This window comes from Noviherbaspirillum malthae (assembly GCF_015352985.1).
Classification (GTDB): domain Bacteria; phylum Pseudomonadota; class Gammaproteobacteria; order Burkholderiales; family Burkholderiaceae_D; genus Noviherbaspirillum; species Noviherbaspirillum malthae.
Window position 1 is genome coordinate 1 of record NZ_JACYXF010000126.1, and the last position, 8,783, is coordinate 8,783.

4 protein-coding genes and 2 pseudogenes are annotated in these 8,783 nt (G+C 51.9%); 5 read left to right on the forward strand and 1 reads right to left on the reverse strand.

From position 1 onward, the window contains the following. A pseudogene (locus IGW03_RS38575) lies at window positions 1-372 on the forward strand (IS701 family transposase); the annotation flags it as partial. Window positions 373-521: 149 nt separating this feature from the next. Next, on the forward strand, window positions 522-1,475 hold the full coding sequence (locus tag IGW03_RS36535; RefSeq protein ID WP_194727295.1) for an IS30 family transposase: 954 nt from the start codon (window positions 522-524) through the stop codon (window positions 1,473-1,475). Window positions 1,476-2,261: 786 nt separating this feature from the next. Here IGW03_RS36535 and IGW03_RS36540 read toward each other — a convergent pair. After that, window positions 2,262-2,612, reverse strand: a complete 351-nt coding sequence (locus tag IGW03_RS36540; protein WP_194727296.1) for a helix-turn-helix domain-containing protein — start codon at window positions 2,610-2,612, stop codon at window positions 2,262-2,264. A gap of 2,087 nt (window positions 2,613-4,699) precedes the next feature. Here IGW03_RS36540 and IGW03_RS38580 point away from each other — a divergent pair. From IGW03_RS38580 to IGW03_RS36555, 3 genes and pseudogenes are all read left to right on the forward strand, one after another. Beyond that, window positions 4,700-5,620: a Fic family protein gene (locus IGW03_RS38580; RefSeq protein WP_323745069.1), complete on the forward strand. Its 921-nt coding sequence runs from the start codon at window positions 4,700-4,702 to the stop codon at window positions 5,618-5,620. A 1,192-nt stretch (window positions 5,621-6,812) separates the two neighbouring features. Continuing rightward, a complete protein-coding gene (locus IGW03_RS36550) occupies window positions 6,813-7,787 on the forward strand; it encodes a LysR family transcriptional regulator (protein WP_194727297.1) in 975 nt (324 codons plus the stop codon). A gap of 603 nt (window positions 7,788-8,390) precedes the next feature. Continuing rightward, window positions 8,391-8,654 (forward strand): annotated as a pseudogene (locus IGW03_RS36555) (IS256 family transposase); the annotation flags it as partial. Between the last annotated feature and the right edge of the window lie 129 nt (window positions 8,655-8,783).

Below are 8,783 nucleotides of genomic sequence, written 5' to 3' on the forward strand. Positions count from 1 at the left end.
TATGGATTAAGAAACTGGATTGAACAAAGCTACAAGCAGACCAAAGATGAATTGGGCTGGGCCGATTTCATGGTGCGCAGTGATCGCGCTATTCGCCGTCACTGGATCCTGGTGTATTGTGCGTTTAGCTTTTGCTGGTGGCATGAAGGTAATCGAGTACGCCTGTTGGATCGCGCACAGCAACCAGCGTTACCTTCGGACCAGAATGGGGATCGGAAAAAAAACCGATCGAGCCATACCGTTGAGCCTACCCAGGTGGACGAAAGCCTTACGTGCGGTGCGGGCCTGGCTAGTTCCAGTGCATTGGCTCATGCACTGCTGGCGCGCGTTCGTCACCCGGCCCCTGCCGTGCGAATTCGATATGCTCTTTGACACGTCAAGGAAAGGAGTCGGTATTAACGTGTATTTCTGAGTTCAACAAACCGCGGATTCAACCGGGAAGTGCAACTTGAAGAACTAAGGCGGGAGGGAAGATGCAGTAGCATCCGAACCCCAAGACCGCCAAGTCGAAGTTGCCCGGAATGCGCTACACACATCTCACCCAAGACGAACGATACCAGATCTACATACTGAAGAAGGCGGGACATGACAGCAGCAATATTGCCAAGCTCATGAAGCGGCACAAATCGACGATCAGTCGGGAACTGCGGCGTAACCGTGGCGAGCGGGGCTACCGCCCAGCACAGGCTCACCAGCAAGCTGTGGCACGACGATGCAACGACAACGGCAAGCGCATCAGTAAGCACCCCTGGGACTTCGTCGACATCAAGCTGGGGCAGCTATGGAGCCCGGAGCAGATCTGCGGCTATCTGAAGGCCAGTGGCATGCCCAACGTTAGTCATGAACGCATCTATCAGCACATCTATGCCGACAAGCGCGCCGGCGGCACCTTGCACAAGAGCTTGCGATGCCAGAAGCAACGTAAAAAGCGGTATGGCCAGCGGGAACGGCGTGGCGTCATTGTGGATCAAGTCTCGATCGATCTGCGACCAGATGTTGTTGACCAACGTGGGCGCTACGGTGATTGGGAGGCCGACCTGGTCATCGGCGCCGGACAACAGCAAGCGCTGGTGACGCTCAACGAGCGCAAGTCCCGCTACAGCTTGATCGGTAAGGTCGACCGCAAGACCGCCCAAGAGGTAGCGGACACCATGATCGCACTGCTGACGCCGTTGGCTGACTGTGTCCATACAGTGACTTCCGACAACGGGAAAGAGTTCTCTCAGCATGCCCGTATTGCGAAGGACTTGGACGCGCAGTTCTTCTTTGCGTACCCGTATTGCTCATGGGAGCGAGGCGCCAATGAAAACATGAACGGGTTGATTCGCCAGTTCTTCCCGAAGAAAATGAGCTTTGACGGCATCACAGCCAGCGACATTGCCCTGGCAACGTATAGCCTGAACCACCGACCAAGGAAGTGCCTCGGATTCAAAACACCACATCAGGTCTTTATGAGCCAGTTACAATCCCATTAATAAGCCGTTGCACTTCAGACTTGAATCCGCCAACTACCGCTAAGCCGCTTGCGCGACGAAAGATGGCGTGTCTTGGGCGCATTCTACGTGGATCCGTCCTATCCGATGGTTACCTCCACTCATCCAGCGCCATATGGTCTTGGTGGCATTGTCACCCGGCCTGCAGCAACATCCAAAAGTGCAACTGTGGGGCCGTTGATTCAGGCTTGTGGGTGCGAGAGCGTCGCTTCAATGACAGCGTTGCGTCGGTTTCAGTTTGGCGCGAAGGATCTGCTTTAGCCAGAACCTAGCTTCTTCAGTTGTGACCGCGCGCATCCGCAATCACATTGCAGGTGCAGCACCTGGCCAGTATGGTCCTCCACTGACTTCGCCGGCCGGCGCGGCATGCCTGCCACATCCACCACCTCCATCCCCAGGAGCCGAAAGGCTCGCCCACCTACATGGTCAGCGTAGAGCGATAGCAAGCCGGTAGGGTGGGCCCGAATTGATTTCGTCGGCGGCTGGATAGGTGCTGCATTGGCGGTCAAAGAGCGATGTGTCCAGCAGCAGGCGCGCCCTGATTAGGGGTTTGATAGTCACAATAACGCTGCTTGGCTTTCATCCTGGCCGGACAGCTTGGCCTAATTGTCGCATCGCGATCGACCGGCGAAAAGTAAAAGGCAACGGCGGTGATCGGTAGCGTTGACATGTAGAAGGGCGGCGCACCGCGGGCTACAATAGCAGCCTGTTGACAGTGCGACGATGGCATCGACCAAAAGCGGCGCATGCCGAGATTTTACGGTAGCCTTACTGCGCTACCGGAAGACCGTGAGGCATCAATGGATCATCGTGGGTTGCTGGAATATTCCCCATCCCGATTTTTACTGCGAGGGATAATCGATCAGTCACCCCCGCCTTGCGGAAAATTCCTGTCAAATGCGCTTTGACGGTACGCTCGGTAATCTCGAGCCTGCGTGCAATTTGTTTATTGTTGAACCCTTGACTGACTAGCACGGCGATATCGGCTTCACGCCGCGTGAACTCACGCAATAGCGATCCGCCTTCAGCAACGCATGGTACGGGGGGATCCATCGCGATCAATTGCCGATCCAGCAAATACGAGATCAGGCTGCGCCGGATCCAGTATTCCCCCTGCATCACCGCGGCGGCGGCGCCTGTGATCTATTGGACACTTGCATCCGGAGGACAGCAACCGCGCGCGCCGACTCTGAGCAATGCGTGTTCCATGTGATTGTCGGCTGGGACATTCAATAGCAATATTCTGCTGCGAGGACTGACCAATTTCGCCTGTTCAATTAGATGCAGCTGACTTGGATAGACGAGAACCGCATCGATCAACAGTAAAGACGGTTTTAAGTGCCGGGCGGTTTCACACAGCCGCATGGGGTCTGCGATGGTCACGACCGTGTCGTTTCCCATCCACCCTGTTGTACACCGTGCCGATACCTCAGACTGTGCTGTCAAAATTAAAATCATGTATCCTCCTGGGCTGATGCGACGCCGCGATGCGGCCATGCGCTTCTCACAGACAGTGGCTGACACCTCCCCGCGGTAAATCTGGTGTCTCAGTATTTCCGGACTGCAACCGATGGAATTGAATGTAACCTTTTGTAACGCGCGCAGGCTTGATGAAGCGCAAGATCTAAACATTAGCCTGCCCCTGTGCAGGTGCCAGTATCGAGTACGCCCTCAACACAATAGAAGCCGTTAACAAGCTCTGCACCGAGCGGTGTCTGAACGTATTCAACAGGGAATTGGAAAGCAAACAGCGCCATGGATTACGGTCCAACCCGGTGACGCCATAGAAGGTGGACGATAGGCAAGGTAAAAAAGGACAAGGACCGGCGGTTGCCGGACAAACTGGGGAGGAGAAGGTGCCGCACTTGCCAGGTCCGTCGCAGAATAAACTTGCCTTAATCAGGCTGGTCGTTCAGGTCGTGGGCATCTAGGGTAATCATGAGAATGCGTTTCATTGAAGATCAGCATCGCCAACTCTGGCGCGCAATCGTTCCCTTATCCTGGCTGCAAAGTCAGGCGGCCGATCAGCGTTGAACGACACGTAATGCCGCCGGCGCAGCTAACGCGGCGTTTTGCGTCGCACGATGCACTTTAAAATATGGCGCAGCGCTTCCTTACTGACCCGGATGATGGCCAGGCAGAGGAGGTGGACTGGCTGATCTACGCCCGTCATCGACCGTGTTCCTGTATCGTCCTAGTCGAAGTCGCGTCCGAACAAGCTCATGGTCATCCAATAAAAAAAGCCGCTGTTATAGCGGCTAAGGGAATGCATGTTTAGGATTGTGGATACGGCTTGCCTCCACGTACCCATTGTACCTTGCAATAGGGAAAAAGAAAACATGTCAATCACGCAGCCCCTCGGCGCAGCGTGATTGCCCCTCGATTTCTCCTATTGCTCAGTGAATCTGTGTAGCAGCCCTCATTTCATCGGTCCGAGCATTCCCTTCCTATGCGGTCGTGACGGTCAAAAATGTAAGTTGCATGAAGTTAACTTCTAGTGGGGCGTTCCGTTTCTCGGGCATGGTGGAGCTTTAGCCCCGCCAGCTGAGGAAATTTCGAATAAATATTTCGTGGGATCAGTCTGCTGATAAAATTTCGAAAACTGTGATAAAAATTCGAGGCAATGATGGCAGTAGGAAGCGGACTGGGTTACCGATATCTTAGTGATCATCTGAAATTGGCGGTGCGCCCGCTTGCCCGGAGCGCGGCGCTTTCCTCAGCCGTCAACCGTCGGGTGGAGACGGCGACGTAGATCCTATTCCCACGCGGCGTCGCCATTGAAAACACGCTCGTTGGCCATTTGGAGTTCGCGCTGGGTCACGAAGGGCTCAATCTGGAAGTCATTGATGCAGCGTTCGAGCATATCGAACCAGCATACTTGATTACCCGACTGCGGCAAGCACCTAACGGGCAATACATCCGGCGCGCGTGCTTTCTGTGGGAGTGGCTGACCGGCAAAATTCTTGAGGCGGCGTATCGCCGACCGTGGGATACGTTGCGCTTTTCCCGCCTAAGGAATATGTGGTGGCAAAGTCTGCCACGCGCAACCAGACCTACCGCATCGATGACAATGCGCTGGGCACGGGTGATTTCTGTCCCGTCGTGCGTAAAAGCGCGCTCGTGGCGCGTCCGATCTTGACGCACTGCTCCAGGAAGCTTCAGCAATCATCGATGATCCGGATGGGAAAGATTTCTACGATCGGGCGGTGCAGTATTTGTATCTGTCGGAGACACGCAGCAGCTTCGCGATCGAGCGGGAAATGCCGACCGGCTCTCAGGAAGAACGATTTGTCCAGCTGATCAAGCGCGCTAGCGAGAAAACGGCCGTAACGGAAACCTGGCTCGTGGAGCTGCAAAACGCGATCGTGCGTGATGCATTTAGTCAGGAAAATTCTTATCGCACAAAGCAGAACTGGCTTACATATAGCCATAACCGTATCAGCTACTTCCCGCCAGCACCCGATGACATGCGCCGCGCGATGCATGGCTGGGAAGCTTTTGTCAACTACAGCAGCAAGGGCGTTGATCTGTTAGTGAAGGCGGCGTGCGCTTCCTTTGGGTTTGTTTATTTGCACCCATTCATGGACGGCAACAGTCGCCTGCACCGGTTCATGATCCATCAGGTGCTCGCGCAGTCTGGGGTGCTGGAAGACGACATCATCATCCCGGTGTCGGCCGTTATCATGAAAAACATACCGGCTTATCATGCAGTACTGACCAAATTCTCAAAGCCGACGCGCGTGCTGTGGGATTACCGGCGGGATGACGACGAGCCGCACATCATCAACTCGGCAAACAGCCGCTCCTACCGATTTTTTCAGGCAGATCGTGAAGTCATATTCTTGCATCGCATGATCGAGCAGGCAGTGGGTCAGGAGATTCCGAATGAACTGGCCTACCTGCGCGGTTACGACAAGGCGTTTGGCGCCATCGATCGCGAGTTCGACCTGCCGCAAAAGGATGTGTCTTCCCTGATCCGGATGGTAAAGGGAAACAACGGCGTGCTCTCGAATCACCGGCGCAAACAGTATGCATACATTCCGGAGCAGGTCCTGAACCGAATTGTCGAGATCATCAATGCCGAGTTCGGGGCTCCCGGGCCCAATTCGGAGCCGACGATCGGCTAAGGCGGAAAGATCGGTCGGACAAGAAGCCATGGCAGAGAGCGGATCTGGAGTCATACCGGTGTTGAGCACTTCATGCGCAACGATGAGATGGTGCTGTGTTTCTACTGACGCTTGTGCGTTATATCCAACAATGCCGGTGCCACGCACCTTCATCAAGCGCGCGTTTGGGTCGTTCAACGATGTCTGACCGTCGAACGCATCTTTGAGTTATACCTCAATTCGCTTCATCACCTGCAGTTGCTCTTTCCATGCCGCGATCTTCTCTTGCAATCTTTCGATACGTAGCTGTGCCAACTCAGATCTCTGACGGTCGGCAGAGTCAAGCTCGCGCAAGTAACGTGCGATACTGATTTGATTTCCTGCATGCGGCGTTATAGTTTGGCGTTAGCTTAGTTTCCTTCACGATTGTTGAGGGCCTTAAACTTGCTGCCGTCAATGGCAACATTGGTTCCGCAAGAAGTCCTATGTTGCGCCCAGAACGACGAGATGGCGGCAGAAATTACGAATTCCCTTGGCATAGTACTTGCAGAATGTCAGCCAACACGAGTAGGAGGATCCTTCTGTTTGTCTATGCATCGAAGGAGGAACCCGAGATAGCCAGCCTAACCAATGCTACACCTGAACCGGCGCGTAACAGCGGCGTATTACTACGCCACCACCTCCTAAGAACGGAGTGTGCGACTTTCACCGTACACGGTTCAAGCACTGCAAAGGGCCGTACTGGAGCCATTCACGGACAGAAGTTTTATACGGCCATCTTTATCAATAGCACTCTTAAAATCTTGTTGCAAGAACTCAGAACCACTAATTTTGCCAGCGTTTACTCTCTTGCCGAACTCACACCATGTTGTATCCGCAAAGCCAGTACCGTCACAGCGTAGTGACGCTGTCTCTAGCCTCTCTTACTTTATGTCAATGCTTCTCAAAATCAAAATACCAGTTTCTTTTATCCCTACTCATTTTGCTGCAATGCGACATTATAAAAATTAGAATTGAAGTTAGTGTGCGACGAAGTTAATATACTGCCAAATATAGATGGTTTCGCGTTTATCGACGTTGTCATAATGGTTTCAGAGAAAGTATCGCAAAAGAAAAATGATGCGTTGCAACAAGAATCAGTTTCAACCGTTTCTATTTGTTAATACCTCTCTAGATTTGATAGCTCACACAAATATTTGCACGGGGTGTTTAAATGTCAAACCAGCCGCCTAGTATAGATTTGCACACAAATGCCAGTAAAGACCGGATTCAATTAATAAAAAGATTGCCGAGCACACATATCACCACTAAACAATGGAGTGTTTTGCATGCAGTGGCTTCATGTGGCAGTTATGCACGTGCAGCAACATTACTAGAGATTTCCCAGCCAGCAGTCAGCTATATTATTGCTAAATTGGAAGAGCAGGTCGGTTTTTCCCTATTAAAAATTGAAGGTAGGAAAGCACGCATCACTGACCATGGGTTAAAATTGTTGAACCGGTCACAAGCCTTGTTGCAAGAAGCCGTTGATCTTGAATCCTATGTGAAGGACATCCAATCAAAACCAGTAAATAAACTTCGTTTCTCTGTTCACCTGCAATTTCCTAAATTTCTCTTATTCGCCGCGATCCGGCCTTTTCTTGCACTAAAGAATGTCGATCTCTCGCTGACCCAAGGTGATAACTTGCAAATTGAATCTGCTTTGCTTGACCGTACCACCGACATAGCGATTAATACACGTGTTCCATTAGGTTATGAAGGCAAACTTTTATTCGAAATCGAACTAATTCCTGTTGCGCACGCCAGCCACTGGATGTGTCTATCTAACAGACAAGTCAATCCACTTGATTTAGCAAACGAAAATGAGATTGTCATCGAATTGCCTCAAGTCGTCGATGAAAGCGCCGGTACGGAACAAGCTGTTCATAAACAGCCATGGGTCATGCAGTCAGCTAGTGCAGCGCTCGCAGCAGTTTGTGAAGGATTCGGCTATGGTTGGTTTCCTGCGTACCAGGTCGACGTAAGTCTCCGTCAAGGGGTATTAAAGCGGCTTGCGATCAATCAGGAAAAGAGAATGCTTCGTTTTTATTTGCTTAGATCAAATAACCTGTTCGCCTCTCAACCAGTGCATGATCTTTCGGTTTTGCTATCCCAAGCAATTAATGACAAGTTCAAATGCAATACCTAGTTGGCAATCAAATAGCACTTGTGCTCTTGAGGTTATTTTGACAATTATATGCTGACATCTTGCACGATTAAGAAACTTAGGCAGGGATTTTTCGAAACTCAAGGGCAAGATATACATAAAAAACCGCGAGACAGCAGCAGTGAATCTGGCCCAAGCACAGAACGTATCAATCTTATTATATCGTCTCACGATCCCGGCCAAGACGCCGACAAGTGGTGACGCACTTTTGATAATGGAAAGCTAACTGAACCCGGACAGCAGTAAAAATCACAGACAGTAGCCGAACTCCATTGACTCGAGTGGGACACTCACAGAAGTGAAGATGAAAGAGCTTTGCTATAAAGCTCGCATACTTGATATGGAATCGAAGTCGTGTACGGCTCGATGAATGATTTATGTGGCAAGTCCCCTTTAGCGGCGATGGGCAGGGTGCGTTAACTATCAGCGAGCGGCTATTGTGCGTAAAAAAAATGCTCACCCGACGATGCTGCTTGTGAAGGGTTCTTCGGGCGACTAAAAATGGAGCCGTTCTACCCGCGAAACGAGCCTGTCAAGATTTTTGTGTAAAGCGGGGTCATGAAATAATACCGAAAGGGATGTTCCATGACCGACGTAATGACCACCAAGAAGCCTAAAAAACAGAAAGCGCCACCACCGTTTCCGGTCGAACTGATTGACCAGTTGCTGGCTACCGTTCAGAACAAGGATGCCGAGTCCATTCTGGGAGAGTCCGGCTTGGCCGGTCAGCTCGAGAAGATGCTGGCTGAGCGCATGCTGGCCGCCGAACTGACCCACCACCTGGCCAGCGAAGGCGAGGCCAGCAAGAACGACCACAACGGCACGTCACCCAAGAAGGTACTGGCACCGGGTGTCAGCGTCGGGTAGATACTCCTCATTTTGGAGGTACGGACAGAACTTGGACTACTTGAAGGTAGTTCATGTACTCATACGAAGACCGCATTCGGGCGGTAAAACTGTATATAAAGCTCGGGAAAC

Coding starts and splice junctions, on each gene's coding strand:
- IGW03_RS36535 (WP_194727295.1), top strand. CDS start 522: ATGCGCTACACACATCTCACCCAAGACGAACGATACCAGATCTACATA.
- IGW03_RS36540 (WP_194727296.1), bottom strand. CDS start 2,612: ATGCAGGGGGAATACTGGATCCGGCGCAGCCTGATCTCGTATTTGCTG.
- IGW03_RS36550 (WP_194727297.1), top strand. CDS start 6,813: ATGTCAAACCAGCCGCCTAGTATAGATTTGCACACAAATGCCAGTAAA.